General features: G+C 69.9%; 24 protein-coding genes. 13 read left to right on the top strand and 11 right to left on the bottom strand.

The annotated features are described in order from the left end of the window. Positions 1-164: 164 nt before the first annotated feature. The gene (locus tag ACN6LB_RS21485) at positions 165-1,112 is read left to right on the top strand and encodes a hypothetical protein (protein ID WP_356137940.1); all 948 of its coding nucleotides are present in this window, start codon (positions 165-167) and stop codon (positions 1,110-1,112) included. 21 nt (positions 1,113-1,133) lie between these two features. Here ACN6LB_RS21485 and ACN6LB_RS21480 read toward each other — a convergent pair whose 3' ends face one another. Further along, a complete protein-coding gene (locus ACN6LB_RS21480) occupies positions 1,134-1,556 on the bottom strand; it encodes a Rieske (2Fe-2S) protein (RefSeq protein ID WP_445027329.1) in 423 nt (140 codons plus the stop codon). Between the two features lie 218 nt (positions 1,557-1,774). Here ACN6LB_RS21480 and ACN6LB_RS21475 point away from each other — a divergent pair, with 218 nt between their 5' ends. Together ACN6LB_RS21475 and ACN6LB_RS21470 are read left to right on the top strand one after the other, a co-directional pair. Further along, a complete protein-coding gene (locus ACN6LB_RS21475; protein ID WP_445027328.1) occupies positions 1,775-2,977 on the top strand; it encodes a LacI family DNA-binding transcriptional regulator in 1,203 nt (400 codons plus the stop codon). Further along, positions 2,974-3,879: a carbohydrate kinase family protein gene (locus tag ACN6LB_RS21470; RefSeq protein WP_445027327.1), complete on the top strand. Its 906-nt coding sequence runs from the start codon at positions 2,974-2,976 to the stop codon at positions 3,877-3,879. The genes ACN6LB_RS21475 and ACN6LB_RS21470 overlap by 4 nt, the downstream gene beginning before the upstream one ends. Positions 3,880-3,932: 53 nt before the next feature. Here ACN6LB_RS21470 and ACN6LB_RS21465 read toward each other — a convergent pair whose 3' ends face one another. Further along, positions 3,933-4,787: a helix-turn-helix domain-containing protein gene (locus tag ACN6LB_RS21465; RefSeq protein WP_445027326.1), complete on the bottom strand. Its 855-nt coding sequence runs from the start codon at positions 4,785-4,787 to the stop codon at positions 3,933-3,935. Positions 4,788-4,887: 100 nt separating this feature from the next. Here ACN6LB_RS21465 and ACN6LB_RS21460 point away from each other — a divergent pair, with 100 nt between their 5' ends. Next, positions 4,888-5,463, top strand: a complete 576-nt coding sequence (locus ACN6LB_RS21460; protein WP_445027325.1) for a YceI family protein — start codon at positions 4,888-4,890, stop codon at positions 5,461-5,463. A gap of 121 nt (positions 5,464-5,584) precedes the next feature. Here ACN6LB_RS21460 and uvrA read toward each other — a convergent pair whose 3' ends face one another. After that, on the bottom strand, positions 5,585-8,629 hold the full coding sequence (gene uvrA, locus ACN6LB_RS21455; RefSeq protein WP_445027324.1) for an excinuclease ABC subunit UvrA: 3,045 nt from the start codon (positions 8,627-8,629) through the stop codon (positions 5,585-5,587). Between the two features lie 223 nt (positions 8,630-8,852). On the opposite strand from uvrA, the gene ACN6LB_RS21450 reads away from it, so the two are divergent. The 5 genes from ACN6LB_RS21450 (at position 8,853) to ACN6LB_RS21430 (ending at position 13,134) form a co-directional block, all read left to right on the top strand. Continuing rightward, entirely contained in the window at positions 8,853-9,542 is a 690-nt protein-coding gene (locus ACN6LB_RS21450) for a maleylpyruvate isomerase family mycothiol-dependent enzyme (protein WP_445027323.1), read from the top strand. A gap of 10 nt (positions 9,543-9,552) precedes the next feature. Next, on the top strand, positions 9,553-10,209 hold the full coding sequence (locus ACN6LB_RS21445; RefSeq protein WP_445027322.1) for an MBL fold metallo-hydrolase: 657 nt from the start codon (positions 9,553-9,555) through the stop codon (positions 10,207-10,209). A 365-nt stretch (positions 10,210-10,574) separates the two neighbouring features. Next, entirely contained in the window at positions 10,575-11,459 is an 885-nt protein-coding gene (locus ACN6LB_RS21440) for an ABC transporter substrate-binding protein (RefSeq protein WP_445027321.1), read from the top strand. Beyond that, positions 11,456-12,373, top strand: a complete 918-nt coding sequence (locus tag ACN6LB_RS21435; protein ID WP_445027320.1) for an amino acid ABC transporter permease — start codon at positions 11,456-11,458, stop codon at positions 12,371-12,373. The genes ACN6LB_RS21440 and ACN6LB_RS21435 overlap by 4 nt, the downstream gene beginning before the upstream one ends. Next, the gene (locus ACN6LB_RS21430; RefSeq protein ID WP_445027319.1) at positions 12,370-13,134 is read left to right on the top strand and encodes an amino acid ABC transporter ATP-binding protein; all 765 of its coding nucleotides are present in this window, start codon (positions 12,370-12,372) and stop codon (positions 13,132-13,134) included. The genes ACN6LB_RS21435 and ACN6LB_RS21430 overlap by 4 nt, the downstream gene beginning before the upstream one ends. A gap of 37 nt (positions 13,135-13,171) precedes the next feature. Here the strand turns inward: ACN6LB_RS21430 and aroQ are convergent, their stop codons facing one another. Then, positions 13,172-13,645, bottom strand: a complete 474-nt coding sequence (gene aroQ / locus ACN6LB_RS21425; protein ID WP_445027318.1) for a type II 3-dehydroquinate dehydratase — start codon at positions 13,643-13,645, stop codon at positions 13,172-13,174. A gap of 102 nt (positions 13,646-13,747) precedes the next feature. On the opposite strand from aroQ, the gene ACN6LB_RS21420 reads away from it, so the two are divergent. Beyond that, the gene (locus ACN6LB_RS21420) at positions 13,748-14,806 is read left to right on the top strand and encodes a S66 family peptidase (RefSeq protein ID WP_445027317.1); all 1,059 of its coding nucleotides are present in this window, start codon (positions 13,748-13,750) and stop codon (positions 14,804-14,806) included. A 92-nt stretch (positions 14,807-14,898) separates the two neighbouring features. After that, positions 14,899-16,167: an MFS transporter gene (locus tag ACN6LB_RS21415; protein ID WP_445027316.1), complete on the top strand. Its 1,269-nt coding sequence runs from the start codon at positions 14,899-14,901 to the stop codon at positions 16,165-16,167. 70 nt (positions 16,168-16,237) lie between these two features. Here ACN6LB_RS21415 and ACN6LB_RS21410 read toward each other — a convergent pair whose 3' ends face one another. The 7 genes from ACN6LB_RS21410 to ACN6LB_RS21380 all read right to left on the bottom strand — a co-directional run bounded on the left by ACN6LB_RS21410 (position 16,238) and on the right by ACN6LB_RS21380 (position 24,921). Then, complete coding sequence (locus tag ACN6LB_RS21410) at positions 16,238-17,338, bottom strand: calcium:proton antiporter (protein ID WP_445027315.1); 1,101 nt, start codon at positions 17,336-17,338, stop codon at positions 16,238-16,240. A gap of 70 nt (positions 17,339-17,408) precedes the next feature. Next, positions 17,409-17,711, bottom strand: coding sequence for a DUF1330 domain-containing protein (locus tag ACN6LB_RS21405; RefSeq protein WP_356137973.1), 303 nt, complete (start codon positions 17,709-17,711; stop codon positions 17,409-17,411). 126 nt (positions 17,712-17,837) lie between these two features. Further along, on the bottom strand, positions 17,838-18,827 hold the full coding sequence (locus tag ACN6LB_RS21400) for a TerC/Alx family metal homeostasis membrane protein (protein ID WP_445027314.1): 990 nt from the start codon (positions 18,825-18,827) through the stop codon (positions 17,838-17,840). Positions 18,828-19,111: 284 nt separating this feature from the next. After that, positions 19,112-21,091, bottom strand: a complete 1,980-nt coding sequence (locus ACN6LB_RS21395) for a TerD family protein (RefSeq protein WP_445027313.1) — start codon at positions 21,089-21,091, stop codon at positions 19,112-19,114. 44 nt (positions 21,092-21,135) lie between these two features. Then, a complete protein-coding gene (locus tag ACN6LB_RS21390) occupies positions 21,136-21,714 on the bottom strand; it encodes a TerD family protein (RefSeq protein WP_356137979.1) in 579 nt (192 codons plus the stop codon). A 170-nt stretch (positions 21,715-21,884) separates the two neighbouring features. Continuing rightward, positions 21,885-24,014, bottom strand: a complete 2,130-nt coding sequence (uvrB, locus tag ACN6LB_RS21385) for an excinuclease ABC subunit UvrB (RefSeq protein ID WP_356137981.1) — start codon at positions 24,012-24,014, stop codon at positions 21,885-21,887. 40 nt (positions 24,015-24,054) lie between these two features. Then, a complete protein-coding gene (locus ACN6LB_RS21380) occupies positions 24,055-24,921 on the bottom strand; it encodes an MHYT domain-containing protein (RefSeq protein ID WP_445027312.1) in 867 nt (288 codons plus the stop codon). 280 nt (positions 24,922-25,201) lie between these two features. Between ACN6LB_RS21380 and ACN6LB_RS21375 the strand changes: the two genes are divergently transcribed. Then, complete coding sequence (locus tag ACN6LB_RS21375) at positions 25,202-26,077, top strand: glycerophosphodiester phosphodiesterase (protein WP_445027311.1); 876 nt, start codon at positions 25,202-25,204, stop codon at positions 26,075-26,077. A gap of 112 nt (positions 26,078-26,189) precedes the next feature. Continuing rightward, a complete protein-coding gene (locus tag ACN6LB_RS21370) occupies positions 26,190-26,744 on the top strand; it encodes a methylated-DNA--[protein]-cysteine S-methyltransferase (RefSeq protein ID WP_356137987.1) in 555 nt (184 codons plus the stop codon). The last annotated feature ends 113 nt before the right edge of the window (positions 26,745-26,857 follow it).

Here is a 26,857-nt window from a genome sequence, read left to right as displayed (position 1 = left end):
AGGTGTTGTCGGGACTTGGTCAACACGCTTCAATGCGGTGGAACTTGGGGCCGTGCACGGCGACGTACGTGCGTGACCGCTTCCCGCGCGCCGACCCGGCGGCCCCGACGATCCGCCTCAGCGGCCTGACCAGCCGTTGCGAACATTCACAGAAAGGCCCCTGCATGCGGCACGGCACACAGCACGCGGACGTCGCCACGGCGGAACTGGAGACAGCCCTGCAAGGCGGGCCCTTCCATGTCGCGTTGCGCGCTGCGATAACCGCCCGCGGGCTGCCCCTCCAGCGTGTGCAGCACCACCTGTCGCGGTACGGGGTCAAGGTCGGGGTGACGAGCCTGAGTTACTGGCAGCAGGGCGCCAGGCGCCCGCAGCGCCCCGAGTCGCTGCGGGCCGTGCGCGCCCTGGAGGAGATCCTCCAGCTCCCGGACGAGTCACTGATCCGGCTGCTCTCCGAGGCCGACGAGCACTCCGGCCCGGAACGACCGGGCGGTCGCTCGTACCGCTCTTTGGTGGAGGCGTCCGGCGTACTGGAGCGACTGCTCGCCGAGTTGGAGGCGCCGGTCGACGGCGGGCTGCACACCATCGGCCACCACGAGCTCGTACGCATCGGCGGGCACCGCGAGCTGCTGGGCCGCGAATCGCACCACATAGTGCGCGCCCACCGGGATGGAGTGGACCGCTATGTGGCCATCCACCACGGCGACCCCGGGTGCGCGCCGGAGCGCATGACGGTGCGCGCGCTGGAGAACTGCCGCACAGGGCAGGTACGCCGGCACCACGAGACCGGGATCCTGGTGGCCGAGCTGCTCTTCGACACGCGACTGCGCGCAGGCGATACGTTCCTCTTCCGCTATGGCTTCGAGGACGGCACCGCCGGCACGTCCGGCGAGTACGTCCGCCGGTTCGGCTTCCCGGGCGGGCAGTACGCGCTCCAGGTGCGGTTCGCCGAGGAGGCCGTGCCCGCGCGCTGCCACCGCTTCACCCAGCATTCGGCCGCGGCCCCGCGCAGCGGCCGACAGGAGCTCGAACTGAGCGGACGGCACCGCTCGGTGCACCTGGTCGAGCCACGGGTGCGGTCGGGGATCGTGGGGATCGGGTGGGACTGGGGGTGAGCGCCGGCGGCGTCCTGCCCGTCAGCCGGCCGGGCTCGCGACGATCGTGCCGCCCTTCGCCTCCACGGACAGTTCGTCGAGCGAAGTGGTGGCCGGTGCGTGCAGCACCTTGCCCGTCATGGCGTCGAACTCACTGCCGTGACACGGGCAGGTGAGCTTCGTCCCCTCCAGCTTGTTGATGGGGCACCCGGCGTGCGTGCAGATCGTGCTGAACGCCTTCAGGGAGCCGTCCTCCGCCCGGCTGACCACCACGTTCTGATCCCGGTACAGCGTGGCGCCACCCTTGGGGACCTCGCTCTCCGCACCCAGCTCGGTCGGCTCGGTCAGCGCCGCGGACGTGGCGGCACCGTTGTCGGAGCACGCGGTGAGGGCGAACCCGGCGACCGGGGTGAGCGCCGCTCCTCGAAGGACGGTGCGACGACTCGCGGAGAAACGGCCGGACATGAGGTCTCCACTGCTCAGGGATCAATGCACCTTGACGATAACGGCAGGGATCAGTGCGCTTTGAGTCGGCCTGGGTGGGGCTGGGTCGGGCCGGGTCGGACATGGTCAGCCGCAGTCGGAGCGAGTTGGCCAGAGAAGACGTAAACGCTTGCGTAAGCGTTTACGTCTGCCGCCGAATGCGATACGTTCCCGACCACAGGACCCAGGGAGGGGACGCGATGGCAACGATGGCCGACGTCGCGCGCAGCGCGGGGGTGTCCGTCGCCACCGTCTCGCACGTGCTCAACGACACGCGTCCGGTACGCCCTCACACACGGCAGGCGGTGCTGGACGCCATCGACGAGCTGGGCTACTCGCACAACACCCTGGCCCGCTCGCTCGTGACCTCGCGCACGCGGTCGATCGGCCTCGCGGTATCGGCGATCAGCAACCCGTACTTCACGGAGATCCTCCAGGGCGTCGAGGCCGGGGCCCTGGAGCACGGCTACAGCCTGCTGATCGCCGATCCGCACGACGATCCCGCGCATGAGCGGAAGGTGGTCCAGCTGCTGCACGAACGGCGCGTCGACGGCATGATCGTCGCGCCCTCGGCGGAGCCGGACGCGCTGGTCGGCTATCTCGCGCAGCACGGCGTACCGACGGTGTTCCTGGACCGACTGGTCAAGGCTCCCGCCGATGCCGCTGCCGACGGGGTCGGGGATGGGGACCGAGATAGCGATGGCAACGGCGACGTACAGTCCGCGACCCCCGTCGTCGGCTCCTTCCACTTCGATCAGGTCTGCACCGAGAACGCCCAGCCCGTCACCCGGCTGGTCACCCATCTCGCCGGCCTCGGGCACAAACGCATCGGCCTGGTCGCGGGCCTGCCCGGGCTCAGCACCACCACCGAGCGGATCTCCGGCTACCGGATCGGCCTGGCGCACGCCGGACTGCCGTACGACGAACGGCTCCTGGTGCCCGGCGACTCGACGACGGAGACCGCCGAGCACGTCGCGGGTGGCCTGCTGTCGCTCGCCGCGCCGCCGACCGCCCTGGTCACCGCCAACAACACGATGACCATCGGCGCGCTGCGTGCCCTGCAGGCGCGGGGCCTGTCCGTGCCGGACGACATGGCGTTGTGCTGCTTCGACGACTTCGCCTGGGCGGACCTGTTCGCGCCCCGGCTGACCGCGATCTCCCAGCCCAGCAAGGAGATCGGCGCCGAGGCCGTACGGCTGCTGTTGGACCGGCTGGCGTCGCCGGGCCGCCCGGGCCGTACGGTCCGGCTCCCGTGCACGTTCGTCCACCGCACCTCGTGCGGCTGTCCGGCGAGTACCAAGGCAGACAACCAGGATTCCGAAAGCCCCGAAAGCCCCGCGAGACCTCAAAGCCGCAGAAGCAGTGGACGTCGTGAGAGCCGTGAGAAAGGACCCATGTCGTGATCGTCGTCGCCGGTGAGGCCCTGATCGACCTGGTACCGCAGGGCGCGGGCGCACTCGCGGGCCTGCTGCCGGCACGCGGCGGCGGCCCCTACAACACGGCGGTGGCGCTGGGACGGCTCGGCTCCCCCACGGCCTTCTGCTCCCGGATCTCGTACGACGCCTTCGGTGACGCCCTCGTGAGCGGGCTGCGCGAGGCCGGCGTCGACGTGTCCTCGGTGCAGCGCGGCGGCGAGCCGACCACCCTGGCGGTCGCCACGATCGGCACGGGCGGCTCCGCCGCGTACTCCTTCTACGTCGAGGGCACGGCGGACCGCCTCTTCAGGACACCGGACCGCCTCCCGGACGGCACGAGGGCGGTGTCCTTCGGCACCTGCTCGCTGGTCCTGGAACCCGGCGCGAGCGCGTACGAGGAACTGATGCGGAGCGCGGCCGCGCAAGGCGTGTTCACGGCACTCGACCCGAACATCCGGGCGGGGCTGATCCCCGACGCGGACGCCTACCGGGCCCGGTTCAAGAGCTGGCTGCCGTCGGTGGCGCTGCTCAAACTCTCCGAGGAGGACGCGCGGTGGCTGGGCGGCTCCCCGCACGAGTGGCTGGCGTCCGGTCCTTCCGCGGTGGTGGTCACCCGGGGCGGCGACGGACTGACCGTCTTCACCCAAGGCGGCGCCGAGTACGCGGTGCCGGGCGAACCGGTCGACGTGGTGGACACCATCGGGGCAGGTGACACGGTGAACGCGGCCCTGCTGCACGGCCTGGCCGCCCGCGACGCGCTCTCCCCCACGGCGGTTGCGGAGCTGGGCGCCGAGGGCTGGACCGAGCTGCTTCGGTTCGCCGCCCGCGCGGCGGCGATCACCTGCTCGCGAGCGGGCGCAGAACCGCCGTACGCCCACGAACTGGCCTGAGTGCCGATCTGATACCCGCTGCGGCCGGCCGGGCCCCCGCTGACGGCCGGCCGTCAGCCCCTGACCGCCCGCAATGACCCGGGCTGCCGTCCGTTGAGCCGGTCGAGCGCGCTCGCGGTGGCGTCATCGGCGGGCAGATGGACGACCATGCGCTGACCGTCGTCGGGGAGCGCGAGTGTCTCGTAGGCGAGGCGCAGGGTGCCCGCTTCGGGGTGGACCACGACATCGGATCCGGTGCGCCGGGGCATGGCCGGGACCGCGGTCAGCCGGTCGCTGAAGGGGGCGCCCGCGGTGACCGTCAGCTCGTCGGCCAGCGCGGCGACGTACGGATCCTGCAGCGCGGCCTCGTGTCGCAGATGGGCGACCTGCTCGTCAGCCAGCCGGTCCCAGCCGGGAAAGACGGTGCGGGCCCGCTCGTCGGTGAAGACGTAGCGGAGCATGTTCGGCTGCCCGGCGTCGAGCAGGCCGAGCGGTCCGGCGAGCCGCTCGTAGCCCGCGGTGTACGCGAGGACGTCGCCGATCCAGTTGAGCAGCACGGCGGGGGTGGGTTCCAGGCGGTCGAGCATGGCGCGCAGACCTGCGCGCACGGTCCGGGTGGGCGGCACCGCCTGCGCGCAGAAGACCAGGTCGCCGCCGGCCTCCTTGGCGAGGCGGCGCAGCAGGATGCGGTCCTGGACGGACAGGTGGAGCGCGTCGGCGAGGGCGCCGAGGACCTGGGGCGAGGGGTTACGGTCGCGGCCCTGTTCGAGGCGGGTGACGTACTCGACGCTGACGCCCGCGAGGATGGCCAGTTCGGAGCGGCGCAGGCCGGGGGTGCGGCGCCGCGGGCCTGCGGGCAGCCCAGCCTCGACGGGGCTGACGGCCTCGCGGCGGCTTCGCAGAAAGGCGCCCAACTCGTTGTCGCTCACCCTCGCAACGTACCTCGCGGACGCCGTCGGATCGTGTCCCTCTCACTACCACTCTCAGCGCGGCCTCCCTCCCGCCCGGCGGCCCGCCCAGGGTGGAGCCATGACACAGGACAACTCCCCGAACACCACCGCCGCGGCTTCCGTCACCACGCTGCCGCTCTCGCCCGGCGACTGGGGCTTCGACCCGCTCCACTCGGCCGTCAATTTCACCATCCGCCACCTCGGGATCGCCAAGGTGCGGGGCCGCTTCCGCGAGCTGACGGCCACGCTGTACGTCGGTGAGGCGGCCGACGACGTCAGGGTGAGCGCCGAGATCGCGCTCGCCTCCATCGACACCGGGAACCCGGATCGCGACGCGCACACGCGCTCGGCCGATCTGCTCGACGTCGAGAAGCGCCCGATGATGACGTTCCGCTCGACGCGGGTGTCCGGTGCGGGCGACGACTGGTCGATGGCGGGCGAGCTGACCATCGGGGACGTGACCCGTCCGGTGACGCTGGCCGTCGAGTTCGGCGGGGTCGGCGACTCCCCCGTGGACGGAAGGAAGCACGCCGGGTTCGAGGCGACGGGCGAGATCCGGCGCAGCGACTTCGGCCTGGACTTCGGGGGCGGCATGCTCGGCGATGTGGTGAAGATCCAGTTGGACATGGAGTTCCTGGAGCCCGACGCCGGCTGATCGGATCCCTGACCGGCTGATACGACAACGCGGCGCGCTCCACGGGAAGTTCCCGCGGGGCGCGCCGCTGTGTCGCTGGGTCGCCTGGGCGACCACCTGACCTGCCTGGCTTCGGTCAGGTTCAGGCCTTGCGGGCGGCCCGAGTCGCCTTCTTCGCCGGGGCCGTCTTCTTGGTGGCTCCGGCCGCCTTCTTGGCGGTGGTGGTCTTGGCGGCGGTGGTCTTGGCCGTCGCCGTCTTCTTCGCCGTCGCCGTCGACTTGGCCGCCACGGTCTTCTTGGCGGCCGTCTTGCGTACGGCCCTCACCGGGGCGGCGTCGCTGATGCGGTCGGCGCCCAGGATCTCGCGCAGGAACTTGCCCGTGTGGCTGGCCGGAACCCCGGCGACCTCCTCGGGCGTGCCCTCCGCGATGACGAGTCCGCCGCCGTTGCCCCCTTCGGGGCCCATGTCGACGACCCAGTCCGCCGTCTTGATGACGTCGAGGTTGTGCTCGATGACGATGACGGTGTTGCCCTTGTCGACCAGGCCGGACAGCACCGTGATCAGCTTGCTGATGTCCTCGAAGTGCAGACCGGTGGTCGGCTCGTCGAGGACGTACACCGTGCGTCCCGTGGAACGCTTCTGCAGTTCGCTCGCCAGCTTGACGCGCTGGGCCTCGCCGCCGGAGAGGGTCGGTGCCGACTGGCCGAGCCGGACGTATCCGAGGCCGACGTCGTTGAGCGTCCTGAGGTGGCGGGCGATGGCGGGCACGGCCTCGAAGAAGTCGAGCGCCTCCTCGATGGGCATGTCGAGGACCTCGGAGATCGACTTGCCCTTGTAGTGGACCTCCAGGGTCTCCCGGTTGTAGCGCGCCCCGTGACAGACCTCGCAGGGGACGTACACGTCCGGCAGGAAGTTCATCTCGATCTTGATCGTGCCGTCGCCGGAGCAGTTCTCGCAGCGGCCGCCCTTGACGTTGAAGGAGAAGCGGCCGGGCAGATAGCCCCGCACCTTCGCCTCGGTCGTCTCGGCGAACAGTCTGCGGACGTGGTCGAAGACTCCGGTGTACGTCGCCGGGTTGGACCGGGGCGTACGGCCGATGGGCGACTGGTCGACGTGCACGACCTTGTCGACGAGGTCGTCGCCCTCCACGCGCGTGTGCCGTCCGGGCACGTTGCGCGCACCGTTCAGCTCGCGGGCCAGGTGTGTGTACAGGATGTCGTTGACCAGCGTCGACTTGCCGGAACCGGACACGCCGGTGACGGCAGTGAGGACGCCCAGCGGGAACGACACGTCGATGTCCTGGAGGTTGTTCTCCCGGGCTCCGTGCACCGTGAGCCTGCGGCTCGGGTCGGCGGGGCGGCGGACGTCAGGAGTGGGGATCTCCCTCTTGCCCGACAGGTACTGCCCGGTGATCGACTCGTCGTTGGCCAGCAGTTCCTTCAGGGATCCGCTGTGCACGACCTTGCCGCCGTGCTCACCGGCGCCGGGACCGATGTCGACGACCCAGTCGGCGACCTTGATGGTGTCCTCGTCGTGCTCGACGACGATGAGCGTGTTGCCCATGTCCCGCAGCCGCACCAGGGTCTCGATCAGCCGGTGGTTGTCCCGCTGGTGCAGACCGATGGAGGGCTCGTCGAGGACGTACAGGACGCCGACGAGTCCGGAGCCGATCTGGGTGGCCAGGCGGATGCGCTGGGCCTCGCCGCCGGAGAGCGTGCCGGCCGCGCGGTTCAGCGAGAGGTAGTCCAGGCCGACGTCGACCAGGAACCGCAGCCGTTCGTTGACCTCCTTGAGCACCCGCTCGGCGATCTTCTTGTCGCGGGCGTTCAGCTTCAGCTCGCCCAGGAAGTCGGCGCAGTCGCTGATGGACATCGCCGAGACCTCGGCGATCGACTTCTCCATGACGGTGACCGCGAGGACGAGCGGCTTCAGACGCGTCCCCTCACAGGTGGGGCAGGGCACCTCGCGCATGTAGCCCTCGAAGCGCTCACGGCTGGCGTCGCTCTCGGCCTCGCCGTGCCGCCTCTTGACGAAGGGGACGGCCCCTTCGAATCCCGTGGTGTAGACGCGCTCGCGCCCGTACCTGTTGCGGTACCGGACCTCGATCTGCGTCTTGTGGCCGTAAAGGAGGGCCTTCTTGGCGCGCTGCGGAAGGCCGGCGAAGGGAATGTCGGTCCGGAATCCCAGCGCGTCGGCGAGGGCGCCGATGAGCCTCCCGAAGTAGTCCTTGGTGTGCCCGTGCGACCAGGGGTGGATGGCGCCCTCGTCGAGGGACTTGTCCTCGTCCGGGATGATCAGCTCGGGGTCGACCTCCATGCGCGTACCGATACCGGTGCACTCGGGGCAGGCGCCGAAGGGCGAGTTGAAGGAGAAGGAGCGGGGCTCCAGCTCCTCGAAGGACAGGTCGTCGTACGGGCAGTACAGGTGCTCCGAGTACATGCGCTCGCGCTCGGGGTCGTCGGCGGGCAGATCGACGAAGTCGAGGACGACCATGCCGCCGGAGAGCCCGAGGGCGGTCTCCACGGAGTCGGTGAGGCGGCGCTTGGCGCCGTCCTTCACGGTGAGGCGGTCGACGACCACCTCGATGGTGTGCTTCTCCTGCTTCTTCAGCGTGGGCGGCTCGGTGAGCTGGATCGTCTCGCCGTCGACGCGAGCCCTGCTGTACCCCTTGGTCTGGAGGTCGGCGAAGAGGTCGACGAACTCGCCCTTGCGCTCACGCACCAGCGGCGAGAGGACCTGGAAGCGGCTGCCCTCCGGCAGCTCCAGGACCTTGTCGACGATGGCCTGCGGAGACTGGCGTGTGATGGGGCGGCCGCACTCGGGGCAGTGCGGCTTGCCGATGCGCGCGAAGAGCAGGCGCAGGTAGTCGTAGACCTCGGTGATGGTGCCGACCGTCGAGCGCGGGTTGCGCGAGGTCGACTTCTGGTCGATGGAGACCGCCGGGGAGAGGCCCTCGATGAAGTCGACGTCCGGCTTGTCCATCTGCCCGAGGAACTGCCGGGCGTACGAGGAGAGCGACTCGACGTAGCGCCGCTGCCCCTCGGCGAAGATCGTGTCGAAGGCCAGCGAGGACTTGCCCGACCCCGACAGGCCCGTGAAGACGATGAGCGAGTCGCGCGGGAGGTCGAGCGAGACATTCTTCAGATTGTGCTCGCGCGCTCCACGGACGATGAGACGGTCGGCCACGCCGGTCCGCACCTTTCTTGAGAGAAGTGACAGGGGCGAGGCCCCCGTCCTTTTTCAGACTAGGGGGAGCCACTGACAACGCCGGTTGGATTCCCTGGTTCACAACAATCCCGGGACCTCCAGCATGCCCGACGCCGCACCCGAGCCTATAGCACGCACATTCGAATTACGGCGCTCGTCGGCCACCTTCACCCAAACGTGTGGTGGGACTAGGGTCGGCCGCATGATTGATCATGTGCGCGACCTGGCGTCTGTACGTGACGCGACCGAACGGCTGCTCACCGCAGCCGCCAAACTGGACAACGCTTCCGTGCCCGAGCCGTCACGGCTTCCCGGCTGGAGCCGCGGCCATGTGCTCGCCCACCTGGCACGCAACGCGGACGCGCTCGTGAACGTGCTCGCCGGGCGTCCCATGTACGCCTCCGCCGAGACGCGGGACGCCGAGATCGAGCGGGACGCGCCGCGCCCCCTGGACGTACAACTCACGGACGTGCGCGAGAGTGCCGCCCGCTTCCAGGAGACGGGGGCCGAGCCCGCGGACTGGTCGCGGACCGTGGCGCTGCGCAACGGGGTCACGGACTCCGCGTCCCGGGTGCCGTTCCGGCGGTGGGTCGAGGTGGATCTGCATCATGTGGACCTCGGGATCGGGTACGAGCTCGAGGATCTGCCGGAGGAGTTCGTGGAGCGGGAGGTCGCGTTCCTCGCCGAGCGCTTCGCCGGGCACCCCGATGTACCGCCCACGCGGATCACTGACGGCACGCGCGCGTGGAGCACGGGCCGGGACACCGACGGCGGCTTCGACGTCACCGTGACCGGCCCCGCGCCCGCGCTGCTCGGCTGGCTCTCGGGCCGCCGCGACGGTTCGGCGCTGAGCGCCGGCGGCGGACCGCTGCCCGCACTTCCTCCGCTATAGGCTTGCCGCCATGACGTACAGCGGAGCGGTGAAGGTCGGCGGTCCTGCCGATGTGCATGAACTGCAGGACCTGATGATCTCCAAGGTCGCGGTCGGCCCGATGGACAACAACGCCTATGTGCTGCGCTGCCGGGCCACCGACGAGCAGCTGCTGATCGACGCGGCCAACGACGCCTCGACCCTGCTCGCGCTGATCGGTGACGACGGCATCGCGTCCGTCGTCACCACGCATCAGCACGGCGACCATTGGCAGGCGCTCGCGGAGGTCGTCGCGGCCACCGGCGCGCGTACCTACGCGGGCCGGGAGGACGCCGAGGGCATCCCGGTGCCGACCGACGTACCGGTCCAGGACGGCGACACGATCCGGGTGGGGCGCGTCGAACTGACCGCGCGCCACCTGGTGGGCCACACACCGGGTTCCATCGCCCTGGTCTACGACGACCCGCACGGGCACCCTCATGTGTTCACGGGGGACTGTCTGTTCCCGGGTGGTGTGGGCAACACACGTAAGGATCCGAAGGCGTTCGCCAGTCTGATCCGCGACGTCGAGACGAAGATCTTCGACGTGCTGCCGGACGAGAGCTGGGTCTACCCGGGCCACGGCAACGACACGACGCTGGGCGCGGAGCGGCCGCATCTGCCGGAGTGGCACGCGCGGGGCTGGTGAGTCCCGCCCCGCCCGGAGCGCAGGTGTCGGGGCGACGCGCGGGATGCTGATGAGGCGTCGGGCGACCGGCGCGGAGCGCGCGGTCACGCGCGCTCCCACGCGCCCCGTGTGAACCGAGCGCACGCACCGGTGCCATGCACGCGCTCCCGGCGCTCGCATTGGCGCAGTCCACTGAAAGCAGCCCCGCACAGGAAGACGGCTCCTGCGCGGAACGGGCCGCCGGCCTTCCGATCCCCGCCCTCGGCCGGCGGCCCCGGCATACCGTCCCGGTCGGTGTTCACAGGAACGCAACACCCGTTCCCACTATGCGGACAGTTGCCGCCGTGACCTCGACAAACAGGAGGGTGCACTGCCACTCTCCCGCCATGTACATAGCCCGAAGCGCCCTGCGCCGCACCGTCTCCGCCGCCGTCGTCGGTCTGCTCGCCACCGCGGTCGGCTGTGCTCCGCAGCCGTCGACGACGGCGTCCGACAAGGCCTCCGCTTCCGGCAAGCAGACCTGCGCGAAGGGCAAGTTGGGCACGCAGACGTCCGGCAAGCTGACGATCGCGACCGACGAGCCCGCCTACGAGCCGTGGTTCAAGGACGACAAGCCCGCCAACGGCGAGGGGTTCGAGTCGGCGGTCGCGTACGCCGTGGCGAAGCAGCTGGGCTACGCCAAGGGCGATGTCGTCTGGCAGAGCATCCCCTTCAACAAGGCTTTCGCACCCGGCGAGAAGACGTTCGACTTCGACATCAACCAGGTGTCGATCAGCGCCGAGCGCAAGAAGGCCGTGGACTTCTCGTCGGGCTACTACGACGTCCGACAGGCCGTCATCGCGCTGAAGGGCTCCAAGGCGGCGAAGGCGACGAGCATCGCGGACCTCAAAGGCCTGAAGCTGGGAGCCCAGGTGGGCACCACCAGTCTCGACTACCTCAGCGACGTGGTGAAGCCGACCCGGGAGGCCGCCGCGTACGCCAAGAACGACCAGGCCAAGGCCGCGCTGAAGAACGGTCAGGTCGACGCCATCGTCACCGACCTGCCGACCGCGTTCTACATCACGGCGGCCGAGGTGACGAACGCGAGGATCGTCGGGCAGTTCGAGAACCAGGGCGGTACACCCGAGCAGTTCGGGCTCGTTCTCGACAAGGGCAGCGCGCTCACCTCCTGCGTGACCGGCGCCGTGGACGCCCTGCGCAAGGACGGCACGCTCGCGGAGATCGAGAAGCAGTGGCTCTCGGACGCGGTCGACGCCCCGGTGCTGAAGTGACGGTCACCAAGGAGGAGTCCGGCCAGGAGGGCGCGGACGACAAGGGTGACATGCCCGGCGCGGGCGACGGCTATGTCCCGTCACCGCGGCGGCTCGAACGCGAGCGCTACAAGACCGCCCGCGCCCGACGTGCCACGGCGATCGCGGCGCTGTCGACCCTCGTCACGGGTGTCGTCCTCTACCTCGTCGTGGTCAGCGCGCCCGGCTGGCAGGTGACCAAGGAGACGTTCTTCAGCGGCCAGTACGCGCGCGAGGCGTTCCCCAAGGTCCTCGAAGGGCTGTGGCTGAACGTCCGGCTGCTGCTGGTGTGCGGCGCCGCCGTCATCGTCCTCGGCATGCTGATCGCCGTCGCCCGCACGCTGCGCGGCCCGGTGTTCTTTCCGCTGCGGGTGCTGGCGGCCGCGTACACCGACTTCTTCCGCGGGCTCCCGCTGATCATCAACCTGATCATCGTGGTCCTGGGAGTTCCCGCGCTGCGTCTGCAGGGCGTGACCGTCGACCCGGTGCTGCTCGGCGGCACCGCGCTGACCCTGACGTACTCGGCGTACGTCGCCGAGGTGTTCCGCGCCGGCATCGAGTCCGTCCATCCCTCGCAACGTGCGGCGGCCCGCTCACTCGGCCTCAGCAACCGACAGGCGCTGCGCTACGTAGTGCTGCCCCAGGCCGTACGGCGCCAGGTGCCGCCCCTGCTCAACGACCTGGTGTCGCTCCAGAAGGACACCGGGCTCGTGTCGATCGGCGGCGCGATCGACGCCGTTCGCGCGGCCGACATCATCGAGGGCCGCAGCCTCAACTTCACGCCGTACATCGTCGCGGGCCTGCTCTTCGTGGCGCTGACCATCCCGATGACCCGCTTCACGGACTGGGTCACGGCCCGTATGGACCGCCGGCGGGCTCAGGGAGGGACCATATGACCGCCACCCCCGACGCCTCCCCCGTCCTGCGGATGGAGTCCGTCCGCAAGGCCTTCGGCAGCTCCGTCGTGCTGCGGGACGTCGATCTGGAGGTCGCCCCGCACACGGTGACCGCGCTGATCGGCGCGTCCGGATCCGGCAAGTCGACGCTGCTGCGGTGCACGAACCTCCTGGAGGAGATCGACGACGGCGCGATCTGGCTGGACGGCGAGGAGATCACCGACCCGCGGGCCGACCAGGATGCGGTACGCCGCCGGATCGGTGTGGTCTTCCAGGCCTACAACCTCTTTCCGCACATGACCGTGCTGGAGAACATCACGCTCGCGCCGCGCCGTGTGCACGGCGTGGACCGGGCGGACGCGGAGTCGCACGCCCGTGAGCTGCTCGACAGGCTCGGGCTCGGCGCGAAGGCGGACGAGTACCCGGACCGGCTGAGCGGCGGCCAACAGCAGCGGGCGGCGATCGTCCGCGCCCTTGCCGTACGCCCCCGACTGCTGCTCCTGGACGAGATCACCGCTGCCCTCGACCCGGAACTCGTGGGCGAGGTGCTCACCGTCGTGCGGGACCTGAAGGACGACGGCATGACCATGGTGCTGGCCACGCACGAGATGGGCTTCGCCCGCGAGGTCGCGGACCAGGTCTGTTTCCTGGACGGCGGCACGGTGCTGGAGCACGGCACGGCCGAGGAGATCTTCGGGGACCCGCGCGAGGAGCGCACCCGGCAGTTCCTGCGGCGCATCGTGGAGGCGGGACGGCTCTGAACCGGGGCCGGCCGACCCGGGGCAGCCCGTCACGCCGTCAGGCGTCCACCTGCCCCGGCCCCGCCAGCGCGGCCACCCGCTCCACCGCGAACGCGTACCCCTGCACGCCGCACCCCGCGATGACGCCGTCGGCACGCTGCGAGACGTACGAGTGGTGCCGGAACTCCTCGCGCTGGTGGATGTTGGAGATGTGGACCTCCACCACTGGAAGGCCGTCACAGGTGTTGAGCGCATCCAGGATCGCGACGGAGGTGTGCGAGTAGGCGGCCGGGTTGATGACGATTCCGGCGTGGTTCAGACGGGCCTCGTGAATCCAGTCCACCAACTCGCCCTCGTGGTTGGACTGGCGGAAGTCCACCGTGCCGCCGTGCGCGGCCGCCGCCTTGGCACAGAGCGCCTCGACGTCGGCGAGCGTGTCGGAGCCGTAGATCTCCGGCTGACGCTGCCCGAGCAGATTGAGGTTGGGCCCGTTGAGAATCATGATCGGGGCGTTGGCGAGGGTGCGGGGCACGGTTCCTCCGGTCCTTCTGGTCGGCCGGCCCGTCTGAGGACCGCTGCTCAGACCCGGTTTATCACGGTGCGCCGACGCTGCCACGGCCCGTACCCTCCCGCCATGACCACACCGCCGCACCCTCCGTCGTATCCCCCCAAGCCCTCGCCCGGCGACCGCATAGCCGTGATCTCGCCCTCCTCGGGACTCCCGGGACTCTTCCCGCTCCCCCACGAACTGGGCCTGGAGCGGCTGCGCAAGGAGTTCGGCCTCGAACCGGTCGAGTATCCGGCGACCCGGAAGATGGGTTCGACGCCGCGGGAACGGGCCGACGACATCCACGCGGCGTTCGCCGACCCGACGGTCACGGCGGTGATCGCCTCGATCGGCGGCGACGACCAGATCACCGTACTGCCGCTGCTGGATCGGGAGTTGCTCCGCGCGCATCCCAAGCCGTTCTTCGGGACGAGCGACAACACGAACCTGCTGGCGTATCTGTGGAACGCCGGAATCGTCGGGTACCACGGCGCGAGCGTGATGTGTGAGCTGGGCCGTCCCGGTGCCATGGATCCGCTGACGACGGCGTCGCTGCGGGCGGCACTCTTCACGTCCGGACCGTACGAACTCCTGCCCGCCGAGCGCTTCGGGGTCGTCAACCGCCCCTGGGAGGACCCCGCGACCTTCGATTCCGAGCCCGAGACGGAACCGGGCGGCGGCTGGACCTGGCACCGGCCCGACCGAGTCGTCGAGGCCCGCTCCTGGGGCGGCAACATCGAGATCCTGTCGTGGCTGCTCATGGCGGACCGCGAGATCGCGCACGACCCTTCCGTGTACGACGGCCATGTGCTGTTCCTGGAGACCTCGGAGGACATGCCGAGCGCCAACGACGTCTTCTGGATCCTGCGCAGCATGGGTGAGCGCGGACTGCTGGGGCGTTTTCCCGCGCTGCTGATGGGCCGCCCCAAGACCTGGTCCTTCGAGCACCCCAATGACGCCGAGGCGAGGGCGCGTTACGCGCGTGAGCAGCGCGAGGCCGTCCTCAAGGCGGTCGGTGTGTATGCGCAAGACATGATGGTCGTCTTCGATGTGGACTTCGGTCATACCGATCCGCAACTCGTCATCCCCTACGGCGGCACGATTCGCGTCGACGGTCCTGCCCGGCGCATCACGGTCACGTACTGAGCGGCACCCGCCTCCGCACGCCCCCGTAACCGCCGGTCACCGTGGGTAGTTGACGCGGCATGCACGACGTACGCTCCGTAAGGGCGCCTTCCATGCTCCGGCTCGCGGCGGCCTCGCTCGCCGGGACGGCCATCGAGTTCTACGACTTCTTCGTCTACGGGACGGCGGCCGCACTGGTCCTGGGGCCGCTGTTCTTCCCGACGTTCTCACCGCTGGCGGGGACGCTGGCGGCCTTCGGGACGTTCGGCGTCGGGTTCGTCGCGCGCCCCCTCGGTTCGGTGCTGTTCGGGCACATCGGGGACCGGCACGGGCGGCGGCCGGTGCTCGTCGCCTCGCTGCTGCTGACCGGCACGGCGACGGTCGCGGTCGGCTGCGTGCCGACGTACGACACGATCGGTACGGCGGCTCCCGTACTCCTTCTTGTGCTGCGTTTTCTGCAGGGGCTCGGGCTCGGCGGGGAGTGGGGCGGCGCGGTGCTGCTGACGGCGGAGCACGCGCCCGCCGGGCGGCGGGGGCTGTGGTCGAGCTTCCCGCAGATCGGACCGTCGCTGGGGTTCGTGCTGGCCAACGGCGTGATGCTGGCGCTGTCCGCGGGGCTGTCCGACGCGCAGTTCGCGGCGTGGGGGTGGCGGGTGCCGTTCTGGGCGGCGGGGGTGCTCGCCGCGGCGGGGCTGTGGCTGCGCAGTTCGCTCGTGGAGAGTCCGCGGTTTCTCGAAATGCGGGAGCACGCGCGCGTGCCGCTCGCCGAGGTGGTGCGCGACCACTGGCGGCTGGTGCTGCTGACGGCCGGTGGACTCGCCGTCGGGTACGCGGTGTTCTACGCCGTGACGACCTGGGCGCTCGCCTACGGCGTCGAACAGCTCGGTGTGAGCCGTACCGTGATGCTGGCCTGCATCATGTCCGCGGTCGTGGTGAAGGGGTCCCTGACACCGCTGGTGGCGGTCCTCGGCGACCGCTACGGGCGGCGGCCGCTGTGTCTGGCGGGCTGCGCGGCCACCGCGCTGTGGATGTTCCCGATGATCGCGCTGCTGTCGACCGGGGAGCCGCTGCTGATGTTCCTCGGCTTCGTGGTGGCACTGATCGCGTTCGTCACGATGTTCGCCGTGATCGCCGCCTATCTGCCGGAGTTGTACGAGCCCCGGGTGCGCTGCACCGGTGCCGCGGTGGGCTACAACCTGGGCGGGGTGCTCGGGGGCGCGCTCACGCCGATCGTGGCGACGGCGGTGGCGAACGGGGAGCGGGTCCCCTGGGGTGTGGCGGCGTATCTGACGGGGATCGCGCTGCTCAGTCTGGGATGCTTCGCGCTGCTGCCGGAGACGCTTTCCATGCGGCGGCTGGCGGTGGCACCGGCCGCGGACTGACCGCCGCGGCCGTCGGTGCGCGCGAGGCAGCGCGCTCGGGACGGCAGCGCGGACTGCGCCCTTGTGCGCGCTAGGGGTTGATCGCCAGCTCCAGGTATGCGGCGAAGACGACCAGATGGACGCCGCCCTGCAGTGGCGTGGCCCGTCCGGGGACCACGGTCAGCGAACTCACCACCACGGTCAGCACGAGCAGCACCATGTGAGTGGAGCTCAGACCGAGGACGAGCGGTCCGGAGAGCCAGATCGTGGCGAGGGCGACTGCGGGGATCGTCAGGCCGATGCTGGCCATGGCGGAGCCGAGAGCAAGGTTGAGGCTGGTCTGCACCCGGTCGCGGCGGGCCGAGCGCAGCGCGGCGATGGTCTCGGGGAGCAGCACGAGCAAGGCGATGATCACGCCGACCACGGAGTGCGGCATACCGGCCGCCTCGACGCCGGACTCGATGGTGGGCGACACGCCTTTGGCGAGGCCGACGACGCCGACGAGGGCCAGGCCGAGCAGTCCCAGGCTGATCCCGGCGGTGCGGCCGGAGGGGGCGTCGGCATGCTCGTCGACGTCGATCACCTTGCCCTGTCGGGTGATCGGCAGGAAGTAGTCACGGTGGCGAACGGTCTGGGTCGCCACGAACAGCCCGTACAGGACCAGCGAGGCGAGTGCGGCGAAGGTGAGCTGGGCGGTGGAGAACTCGGGGCCCGGCTTACTGGTGGTGAAGGTCGGAAAGACCAGGCTGAGCGTGGCCAGCGTCGCGACGGTCGCGAGAGCGGCTCCGGTGCCCTCCGCGTTGAAGACCGCGAGTCCGTGCCGCAGCGAGGCGACGAGCAGACAGATCCCGACGATTCCGTTGCAGGTGATCATCACGGCTGCGAACACCGTGTCACGGGCCAGGGTCGAGCTCTTGTCGCCGCCGTCCGCCATCAGGGTGACGATGAGCGCGACCTCGATGATCGTGACGGCGACGGCGAGGACGAGTGAGCCGAACGGTTCGCCGACGCGGTGCGCGACGACCTCGGCGTGGTGGACGGCGGCCAGCACGGCGCCGGCGAGGACCAGGGTCACCAGGGCGACGGCCGCGCCGGGCAGCTCGCGGCCCCAGGTGAAGGCCAGCAGGACCACGGCGGCTGCGGGCACGACGGTCGTCCACCGGGCCATGAGCGATCGGATCCTGACGATCATGCAGTGATCGTCCCAGGCACGCTCGGGCCCCGCACTGCGGTGTCGCGGGGCCCGTCGCCGATTCGTGGCACTACTTCATCTCCGTCATCTCCTGGAGGTCGCAGTCGGTGAAGGACGGCGGCCTGGTGCACAGTGCGGCGATCTGCTGCGCCATCTTGCTCGTCTCGGGGTCGTTGCTGTTGCGCATGGCGTCCTCGTACGACGGGAACTCGATCACCACCACGTAGTGGTTGGGGTTGCCGCGGTCGTGCAGGACCATGCGGTGGGTGGGGCCGCCGCTGCCACCCGCGGAGCGCTGGTCCGCCTCCTCGACGAGCTGCCGCATCTCGTCGATGCGCTCGGTCTCGAAGTCGATGATCTGTACGAACTTCATGGCTGCCTCCGCTCGGTCGGCGTTCCCCGGCCGAAGAACGCTCAAGACCAAGCAAGCACCGGGAGCGGAACCCGGCAATTCGCCGCGCACCGCTCCCGGGGATGGTTGTTCCTACGTCTGACGTGGTCAGACGTCGATGCTGTCCTTCGGGGCGCTCTTGGCCACTTCGCGCGCCGCCTCCTTCTTGGAGGCCATCAGGCTGGTGATCGTGGTGACCACCAGGACCGCGCAGATCACGCCGAGCGAGACCGGGATGGAGATCTCGGGAACGTGGACGCCGGACTCGTGCAGCGCGTGCAGCACGAGCTTGACGCCGATGAAGCCGAGGATGACCGACAGGCCGTAGCTGAGGTGGACCAGCTTCCTGAGCAGGCCGCCGATGAGGAAGTACAGCTGGCGCAGCCCCATCAGCGCGAACGCGTTGGCCGTGAAGACGATGTACGGGTCCTGGGTCAGGCCGAAGATCGCGGGGATGGAGTCGAGTGCGAACAGGACGTCCGTGGTGCCGATCGCGAGCATCACGACCAGCATGGGCGTCATGACGCGCTTGCCGTTCTGCTGGATCCACAGCTTGGTGCCGTGGTAGCGGTCGGCCACACCGAAGCGTCGCTCGGCGGCCTTGAGCAGCCGGTTCTCCTCGAACTCCTCGTCCTCCTCGTCGGCCCGGGCTTCCTGGATGAGCTTCCAGGCGGTGTAGATGAGGAACGCGCCGAAGATGTAGAAGACCCAGGCGAAGCTCGCGAGGATGGCGGCGCCCGCGGCGATGAAGATCGCGCGCAGGACGAGCGCTATGAGGACGCCGACGAGGAGCACTCGCTGCTGGTACTGCGTGGGAACCGAGAACTTCGCCATGATCAGGACGAAGACGAAGAGGTTGTCGACGCTCAGGGACTTCTCGGTGATGAAGCCGGCGAAGAACTCCCCGGCAGGCTCTCCCCCGGAGAAGATGAGCAGACCGAGCCCGAACAGTGCGGCCAGGGCGATCCAGACGACCGTCCAGATTCCGGCTTCCTTGATGGATACGTCATGGGGTTTGCGGCCGATGAAGAAGTCGACCGCGATGAGGGCGGCAAGGCCCACGATGGTCAGGACCCACAGGGTCACGGAAACATTCACTGCGCCTCCGGCAGTACGTAACGGCAGATGTCAGCGTCGTCGCTGCCGGAGGTCTCTTCCACCCGAGGCGCCGGGGCGCGTGATGCGTCCGGTGCCTGCGGGCCGACGCCCCGGGATCTGGCCTGATCCGTATTGACGGGTACGCCGCAGTAGATAGGGAGTACTCCCCTCCGTGTGGAAAAGAGTACCTGAATTACCAAGGAAAGGTAAAGTGAAGAGTAAATGAACAACCGAAGTCCCTGGTCAGGGCGCTTTACCGATCCTTGACGCAGGCTGGCTTGGCGTCAGCGGCCCCATGAACGACGGGCTGTCGACACCTGGGTGAGCACGTGCTGGAGCACCTGGCTGCCGGGCGGGACGAGGGAGGGCTCGTACGTCCACGCGTGCCCGACCCACGGGTCGGCCAGGTGATCGTCGGGCACCGGCGTGAGGCGCATCAGCGCACGCCACAGCGGGTCGAGCAGCGGCCCGTAGGCAGCGGCGTCCTCCCGGTCGGCGACCATCATCAGGTGGACGCCGACGGCCGGTCCCTCGTCCGCGAGGTAGCGCAGCTGGGTCACCGCCCGGTCGTCGAAGCCGTGCGGGAAGTCGTTGACGATCAGCAGTTGCTCGGCGGTGTCGAAGCCGGGCGGCAGCGAGTCGGCCGCGCCGCCGCGCACCGCCATCTGCACCAGGTCGACGCGCTGGGTGAGCCGGGCAAGGACGTCGGCCACACCCGCGGCACCGGCGGCCGGCGGACCGGCGAGCACACCGGAGCGCACCAGCGGCGCGAGGGAGGACGCTCCGGAACCGGCCGGGTCGATCACATGCACCGTGAAGTCGCCGGCCGGATAGACGGCGAGCAGCCGCGCGGCCTGCGCCACCGCCGTGTCCATGGCCAGGCGGCGCAACTGGTCGGAGTCGGCGAGCGAATCGTCGCGGGAGGTGCGGCCGCTGTCGATCCACAGGCCGCGCTCCAGCGGGAGCCGGACCAGCATCGGGATGCTCAGCCGCTCGCTCTCGGGCAGGCTGAGGCCGCCGAGGCGCACGGCCATGGGGACCTCCATCGGCACCCGATAGCCCTGCCAGACCGGGTTGTCCCAGCCCGCGTACGCCGCGGGCAGCGCGGGCTCGACCACCTCGGACTCGGCGGTGAGCTGGGCGAGGTCCCGGTCGAGGGCCGCCCTGGCCTGGTCGACCAGGTCGGCGTGCTTGGCCCGGGCCGCCTCGCGCGCGGCGTCCCCCTGTCCGCCGATACGGCTGCGCGGGTCGGACAGCACCCTGTCGAGCTCCTGCTCCAGGCGCGAGTCGGCGAAGTCCACGGCGCTGCGGTACGCGGCGGTGGCGCGGGCCAGGTCCTCGAACATGCCCCACACCTGGTTGTAGAGCCGCTCCTCCATGGACCAGCCGGTCGCGTCGCCCGCGACGGGCTGTGCGGGCTGCCCGGGCTGCGCCGGGGGTGCCGTCGGCGGGGGCGGAGGCGGCGCCACGTTCTGTCGGCGGGGGTGGCTGTAGTCGACGGGGCCGCCGGCGGTCGGCGCGGACGGCTGGGTGACCGCGGACGGGTCCGGTTGCGGGTGCCCGCCGGAGTGGCTCGGCTGCGCGGGCGTGCCGTTCCCGGAGGTGTTCTGGGGAGCGGCGTACGGCTGGTCCGGGCCCGCCGCGGAGGCGGCCGCCGTGCGTGAGCGGTCCCCGTCGGACGTGCGGGGCGGGGGCGCCGCGACGCTGCGCGCCAGGCCCTGGGCCACGGCTTCGTTGATGGTGCCCGCGAGCCGGCGGGCCTCGGGCAGGCCCTGGTCGGTGAGGAGTTCGGCGAGGCCGCCCGCGTATCCCTGGCCGACCGCGCGGACCTTCCAGGCGCCCTGGCGGCGGTAGAGCTCCAGGGCGACGACCGCCGACTCGGCGTCCAGCCCGGTGATGGTGTAACTGGCGACCTCGGAACCGTCGAGGCCGGTGACCGCGACGAAGGGGGCGGCGACGGCACCGAACCGGACCGGGCCGCCGACGCCGGACGGCAGTGCGAGCAGCACCGTGACACGGTGCACGCTCGCGGGCATGGCGTCCAGATCGAAGGCGAGGCGATGGTCGGCCGCCGCCTGCTTGGACACCTCCAGTCCGGGCAGCGTGGGCGCGCCCGGATGGGCGACCCATTCGACGCCGCGGACCTTGCCCTGCTCGTCGCTGAGCGTGGCCCCGGCCACGATCGGCTTCCCCGCCGACACGCGGACCTCAAGTCGGGCCTGGGAGAGCGGATGGTTCTGCCCCCGGACCAGCTCGGCCGTCATCGCCTTGTCCCCCTACGTCGCTTCGTGTGCTGCGTGCCCGCTGCCTACAGGTGCGGCAGGATCGCCGGCATCAGGTCCTGGAAGGTGCGGCCGTTGGCCGGGGTGCCGAGGGCCGTCATCTGCCAGCCCGTGCCCGCCCGGTGGACCTTCGCCATGATCTGTGCCGTGTACTGGCCGCCACCCGCCAGCGTGTAGCGGGCGAGTTCCTGGCCGTTGGTCTCGTCGACCAGGCGGCAGAACGCGTTCTGCACCTCCTGGAACGTCTGCCCCGTGAAGGAGTTCACGGTGAAGACGATCTGGTCGATGTGGACCGGGATGCGCTGCAGGTCGACGAGGATCGCCTCGTCGTCGCCGCCCTGGCCGACCCCGCCGACGAGGTTGTCACCGGTGTGCCGCACCGAGCCGTCGTCGCTGACGAGGTGGCGGAAGAACACGACGTCGATGGGCTGCTTGTCCGCGAAGAGCACGGCGGAGGCGTCGAGGTCGATCTCCCGGGTGCGCGAGCCGAACAGCCCTCGCCGGGGGGCCGCCTGCCAGCCGAGCCCCATCCGCACCGCGGTCAGGGTGCCCCCGTCGTTCTTCTGCAGACTGATGGCCTGACCCTTGGTCATGTTGACCGTCACGCGCTGTTCCCCTCTCGAACTGTCCCCTGTTGCCGCGGAATCCGCGGATGACGAGAACCCTACGCAGCGGCACTGACAGTGCCGCACCCCGGGCCGTACTTTGTGTCGGTCTTGCAACACAGCGCGCAGACGCCGGGGATTCGGCGCGTGACCGAATCCCCGGGGGCAGGTCAGGCCTGTCCCGCCTCCTTCATCTGACGAAGTTCCTTCTTCATCTCGGAGACCTCGTCGCGCAGCCGGGCGGCGATCTCGAACTGCAGGTCCGCGGCAGCGGCGCGCATCCGCTCGGTCAGCTCCTCGATCTGCTCGGCGAGTTCGGCGGCGGGACGGTCGGTCGGCACCGTCTGCTTGCCCTTGCCCTTGGCGGACTTGGCCGCCTTGCCGCCGAGCGCGGGGACCGGGGCCTTGGCACCCTTGCCGTCCTTGGTCCTGCGGTAGCCCGAGCCGAGCAGCTGCTCCGTGTCCACGTCCTCGCGGGCGATCTGCGCCACGATGTCGTTGATCTTCTTGCGGAGGGGCTGCGGATCGATGCCCCGTTCCGTGTTGTACGCGACCTGCTTCTCCCGGCGGCGGTTCGTCTCCTCGATGGCCTTCTCCATCGCCGGGGTGATCCTGTCGGCGTACATGTGGACCTGGCCGGACACGTTGCGCGCCGCGCGGCCGATGGTCTGGATCAGGGAGGTGCCCGAGCGCAGGAAGCCCTCCTTGTCGGCGTCGAGGATCGACACCAGGGAGACCTCGGGCAGGTCGAGGCCCTCCCGGAGGAGGTTGATGCCGACGAGGACGTCGAACTCGCCCGCACGCAGCTCGCGCAGCAGCTCGACTCGGCGCAGCGTGTCGACGTCGCTGTGGAGGTAGCGCACCTGGATGCCGAGTTCCAGGAAGTAGTCGGTGAGGTCCTCGGCCATCTTCTTGGTGAGCGTGGTGACAAGGACGCGCTCGTCCTTCTCGGTGCGCTTACGGATCTCGTGCACCAGGTCGTCGATCTGACCCTCGGTGGGCTTGACGACGACCTCGGGGTCGATGAGGCCGGTGGGGCGGATGATCTGCTCGACGAAGCCGTCCGCGCGGGAGAGTTCGTACTTGCCCGGGGTCGCCGACAGATAGACGGTCTGGCCGATGCGCTTTTGGAACTCCTCCCACTTCAGGGGGCGGTTGTCCAGCGCGGAGGGCAGGCGGAAGCCGTGGTCCACCAGGGTGCGCTTGCGGGAGGCGTCACCCTCGTACATGGCGCCGATCTGCGGGACCGTGTTGTGCGACTCGTCGATGACGAGCAGGAAGTCGTCCGGAAAGTAGTCGATCAGCGTGTTCGGCGGGGAGCCGGGCTCGCGGCCGTCGAAGTGCATCGAGTAGTTCTCCACGCCGGAGCAGGAGCCGATCTGGCGGAGCATCTCGATGTCGTACGTCGTGCGCATCCGCAACCGCTGGGCCTCCAGCAGTTTGCTCTGCTTCTCCAGCTCGGCGAGGCGCTCGCCGAGCTCCTTCTCGATGTCGTTGACCGCCCGCTCCATGCGCTCGGGGCCCGCCACGTAGTGGGAGGCCGGGAACACATAGACCTGCTGGTCGTCGCTGATGACCTCACCGGTGAGCGGGTGGAGCGTGGAGAGGGCCTCGATCTCGTCGCCGAACATCTCGATGCGGACGGCCAGCTCCTCGTAGACCGGGAAGATCTCGATGGTGTCGCCGCGCACCCGGAAAGTGCCACGTGCGAAGGCCACGTCGTTGCGCGTGTACTGGATGTCGACGAAGCGGCGCAGCAGATCGTCGCGGTCGATCTCGTCGCCGACCTTCAGCGCGACCATCCGGTCCACGTACTCCTGCGGAGTACCGAGGCCGTAGATGCAGGAGACCGAGGCGACCACGACGACGTCGCGGCGGGTGAGCAGCGAGTTGGTCGCGGAGTGGCGCAGCCGCTCGACCTCCTCGTTGATCGAGGAGTCCTTCTCGATGTAGGTGTCCGACTGCGGGACGTATGCCTCGGGCTGGTAGTAGTCGTAGTACGAGACGAAGTACTCGACGGCGTTGTTCGGCAGCAGCTCGCGGAACTCGTTGGCCAGCTGGGCGGCCAGGGTCTTGTTCGGTGCCATCACGAGGGTGGGGCGCTGGAGCTTCTCGATCATCCACGCCGTGGTGGCGGACTTGCCGGTGCCGGTCGCGCCCAGCAGGACGACATCCCTCTCACCTGCGCGGATGCGCTTCTCCAGGTCAGCGATGGCCGCCGGCTGGTCACCGCTCGGCTGGTAGGGGCTGACGACCTCGAAAGGCGCCACCGAACGTTCGATCTTGGATACGGGCCGCATGGAATCCACCGTACGACCCCGCACTGACAACGGGGTCGGATCACCGGCTCTGAGGAGTGCGGGAACTGCGGTGTCCGGTGCGCCGGCCGGCCCCCGGAAGGGGACGGCGGCCGGGGCGGTGGGCGGTGGAGTGGGCCGGGATACCGGGCCTGATCTCCGTGGGGGTCCAGTCGGGCTTGCCCATGACCATCAGCGGGTCGAACATCACGACGACGCCCGCCAGGCACAGGAAGGCCAGCGGGCCGATCATCATGGGCGCGAGCAGGGCGGCGGGCGAGTCGCCGGACGGGGTGGTGCCGGCGCCGTGCAGATGGACGCTGAGCGCGGCCATGCCCGTGTAGTGCATGCCGGTGACCGCGAGCCCCATGACAAGACTGGCGCCCACGCTCCACAGGAACCCGCGTACCTGACCCGCGGCCCACAGCGCGGCGGTGGCGGCGACCACGGCTATCACCACGGAGGCCGAGACGGTGAAGGTGTTGTATTCGAGCTTCCCGTTGAGACGCATGCCCGCCATGCCCAGGTAGTGCATGGAGGCAACGCCCAGACCGGTGATGGTGCCCCCGGTGAAGAGCGCTGTTCCGGTGGCGCCCCGGTAGCCGACGATGAAGATCCCGATGCCGACCATCACGATCGCCACGCCCAGACTCGCGAACGTCGTCGGTTTGTCGTAGTGGACCGGCGTCTCCTGGACCGTGAACCCCATCATCGCGATGAAGTGCATGGTCCATATGCCGGAGCCGATCGCCGCCGAGCCGAGGGCGAGCCAGCCGGCCCGCCAGGAGCGGGCCACGAGCATCGATCTGGTGGTGCAGCGCAGGCCCAGCGCTCCGCCCAGGCAGGCCATGAGGTACGCCACAAGCGGCGTGACGAGTCCGTAACTGAATCCGTCGACCGTGCCCTGCATGCGCGGCTGCCCTTCCCGCCCTGTTACTCCTGGAAATCCCTGAAATGTCCCCCACCCTCAGGGCCGCGTGAGCGCCCAGGGTTGAGGCAGAGAGTATGACCCGCACCGGAATGGTCGAACGATTTTCCGGCAAAGAATCACGGCCTCGCCGCAGTTGTGCGCTACCCGTGAGCGGACTTGGGCAAGTCCATGCAATCCGTGGCCATTCTGCACCCCTCCTTCGTCGACTCCGTGCTGTCACTCTGGTGCTGTCGGTGATCTCTCGACGTGAGGAGTACCTATGCACGCGCGCGTTGCCGCCGCTACCACCGCCGCGCTTCTTGGCGGGACTCTCCTGGTCCTCCCCGCCTCCGGCGCCCGGGCCAAAACCGAGGGCGGCACCCCGGTGATCGTCTCCCACCGGGGTGCCTCCGCGTACGCGCCCGAGAACACGCTGGCCGCCGTCGACAAGGCGGCGGCCATGGGGTTCGGCTGGGTCGAGAACGACGTCCAGCGCACCAAGGACGGCAAGCTCGTCGTCCTGCACGACGCCACGCTGGCGCGCACGACCGACGTCGAGCAGGTCTATCCCGGCCGGGCCCCCTGGAACGTCAAGGACTTCACGTCCGCGGAGATCGCACGGCTGGACGCGGGGAGCTGGTTCGCCTCCCGGTACGCGGGCACGCGCGTGCCGACACTGGAGCAGTACATGAACCGGGTGTCGCACAACCACCAGAAGCTCGTCCTGGAGATCAAGAACCCCGAGCTGTATCCGGGCATCGAGCGCCAGACCCTGAAGCTGCTGAGCAATGACGGCTGGCTCGACCCCCCGCACCTCAAGAAGAGGCTGGTCGTCCAGAGCTTCAGCGCGGACAGCGTACGGACGGTCCACAACCTGCGCCCCGGCATCAAGACGGCCTTCCTGGGCACACCCGCGATGGCACAGCTGCCTGAGTACGCACAGTTCACCGACCAGATCAACTCGTCCTACACCACCATCTCGGCCGGCTACGTCGCCGCGCTCCAGGCCTTCGACGGCCCGCACGGCAAGCCGCTGGAGATCTTCACATGGACGGTGAACGACGCGGACAGCGCGCGGCGCGTCGCCCGCTACGGCGTCGACGGTGTCATCACGAACAAGCCCGACGTGGTCCGCGAGGCGCTGCGAGGCCGGTGAAGAGGCGCCGGGCCGCACCTACGGCGTGGAGCTCGTGCAACGGCCGTGGCGCGCACGGGGTGCGGTGTGCGCGCCCCGGGCGTTGTCAGTGGCGCGCCGTACGGTGGTTCGCATGAGCAGCCATGCGCAGAACGAGCAGCAGGTCGTGTGGGCCGTCGTCGGCACGGACATCGGTCCACTCCTGCTTGCGGCGACGCACGAGGGCCTGGTGAACGTCGTGTTCCACGCCACCGACTCCGTGCGCGACAAGGCACTGGACCGGCTCGCCTCCCGCCTCGGCACCGAGCCCGTCGAGGCCCCCGGCTCTCCGCTGCTGGCCGAGGCGATACGGCAGGTCACGGCGTACTTCGCCGGCGAGCGGCGCGGCTTCGAGCTGCCGCTTGACTGGTCGCTGATCTCCGGGTTCAACCGCCAGGTGCTGCGTGAGCTGGCCGCCGGCGTCCCGTTCGGCGCGGTCGTGGGCTACGGGGAGCTGGCCGGGCGGGTGGGCCAGCCGGGTGCGGCGCAGGCGGTGGGCGTGGCCATGGGCTCGAACCCGCTGCCGGTCGTCGTGCCGTGCCACCGGGTCGTCGAGAGCGACGGTGGCATCGGCGGGTTCGGGGGCGGACTGGAGACCAAGCGGAAGCTGCTCGCTCTGGAGGGGGTGCTTCCGGAGCCGTTGTTCTGAGCTCCTGCGGCCCTTTTCCGTCTTGTTCTGGCTTGTTCCGGCTTGTTCCGGAGTCCTGCGGTCGTAGCGGGTTGATCGAGGCCCGCGGGTGATCCGATCCTGTTCCGTTCGCG

This window comes from Streptomyces sp. SAS_270 (genome assembly GCF_052543295.1).
The sequence above is the reverse complement of the archived record's forward strand: the minus strand, read 5'-3'. Positions and strand labels throughout refer to the sequence as shown.

What these genes read in the sequence shown, in the direction of transcription:
- ACN6LB_RS21370 (WP_356137987.1), top strand. Translation starts at nt 26,190, where the DNA reads ATGAGCAGCCATGCGCAGAACGAGCAGCAGGTCGTGTGGGCCGTCGTC.
- ACN6LB_RS21410 (WP_445027315.1), bottom strand. Translation starts at nt 17,338, where the DNA reads ATGATCGTCAGGATCCGATCGCTCATGGCCCGGTGGACGACCGTCGTG.
- ACN6LB_RS21460 (WP_445027325.1), top strand. Translation starts at nt 4,888, where the DNA reads ATGACACAGGACAACTCCCCGAACACCACCGCCGCGGCTTCCGTCACC.
- ACN6LB_RS21415 (WP_445027316.1), top strand. Translation starts at nt 14,899, where the DNA reads ATGCTCCGGCTCGCGGCGGCCTCGCTCGCCGGGACGGCCATCGAGTTC.
- ACN6LB_RS21445 (WP_445027322.1), top strand. Translation starts at nt 9,553, where the DNA reads ATGACGTACAGCGGAGCGGTGAAGGTCGGCGGTCCTGCCGATGTGCAT.
- ACN6LB_RS21375 (WP_445027311.1), top strand. Translation starts at nt 25,202, where the DNA reads ATGCACGCGCGCGTTGCCGCCGCTACCACCGCCGCGCTTCTTGGCGGG.
- ACN6LB_RS21430 (WP_445027319.1), top strand. Translation starts at nt 12,370, where the DNA reads ATGACCGCCACCCCCGACGCCTCCCCCGTCCTGCGGATGGAGTCCGTC.
- ACN6LB_RS21440 (WP_445027321.1), top strand. Translation starts at nt 10,575, where the DNA reads ATGTACATAGCCCGAAGCGCCCTGCGCCGCACCGTCTCCGCCGCCGTC.
- ACN6LB_RS21450 (WP_445027323.1), top strand. Translation starts at nt 8,853, where the DNA reads ATGATTGATCATGTGCGCGACCTGGCGTCTGTACGTGACGCGACCGAA.
- uvrB (WP_356137981.1), bottom strand. Translation starts at nt 24,014, where the DNA reads ATGCGGCCCGTATCCAAGATCGAACGTTCGGTGGCGCCTTTCGAGGTC.
- ACN6LB_RS21485 (WP_356137940.1), top strand. Translation starts at nt 165, where the DNA reads ATGCGGCACGGCACACAGCACGCGGACGTCGCCACGGCGGAACTGGAG.
- ACN6LB_RS21420 (WP_445027317.1), top strand. Translation starts at nt 13,748, where the DNA reads ATGACCACACCGCCGCACCCTCCGTCGTATCCCCCCAAGCCCTCGCCC.
- ACN6LB_RS21480 (WP_445027329.1), bottom strand. Translation starts at nt 1,556, where the DNA reads ATGTCCGGCCGTTTCTCCGCGAGTCGTCGCACCGTCCTTCGAGGAGCG.
- ACN6LB_RS21380 (WP_445027312.1), bottom strand. Translation starts at nt 24,921, where the DNA reads ATGCAGGGCACGGTCGACGGATTCAGTTACGGACTCGTCACGCCGCTT.
- ACN6LB_RS21405 (WP_356137973.1), bottom strand. Translation starts at nt 17,711, where the DNA reads ATGAAGTTCGTACAGATCATCGACTTCGAGACCGAGCGCATCGACGAG.
- ACN6LB_RS21395 (WP_445027313.1), bottom strand. Translation starts at nt 21,091, where the DNA reads ATGACGGCCGAGCTGGTCCGGGGGCAGAACCATCCGCTCTCCCAGGCC.
- ACN6LB_RS21475 (WP_445027328.1), top strand. Translation starts at nt 1,775, where the DNA reads ATGGCAACGATGGCCGACGTCGCGCGCAGCGCGGGGGTGTCCGTCGCC.